The organism is Priestia sp. SIMBA_032, from assembly GCF_046535215.1.
In the GTDB taxonomy this organism is placed as follows: Bacteria; Bacillota; Bacilli; order Bacillales; family Bacillaceae_H; genus Priestia; species Priestia aryabhattai.
Window position 1 is genome coordinate 1 of the sequence record NZ_JAWRXD010000539.1, and the last position, 277, is coordinate 277.

Annotated in this window: 1 protein-coding gene; it reads right to left on the reverse strand. The window is 65.3% G+C overall.

The features are described from left to right. The coding region (locus tag SB717_RS35445; RefSeq protein WP_410907610.1) for an MlaD family protein at positions 1-261 on the reverse strand (261 nt) is incomplete at its 3' end. Between the last annotated feature and the right edge of the window lie 16 nt (positions 262-277).

Here is a 277-nt window from a genome sequence, read left to right on the forward strand (position 1 = left end):
GTCGATCACGACCGTCACCTCGACCGAGGTCGGGGTGGCCCGGATCTGGTCGACCGCACCGACGCGGGCCCCACGCAACGTCACATCCGACGTGCTCTGCACGCCACCGGAATTGGCGAACTCGACGGTGAGTTCGTAGGTGTCGTCGAGCGGCCGCCAGCGCAGCACGCCCAGGCTCAGGTAGCCGATGCCGACGAACATCACGAGCACCAGGGCAAGGTTCGAGAGCAAGATCTTGTGTTTGTACAACCAGGCCGTCATCGCTCGCCCCTCACCC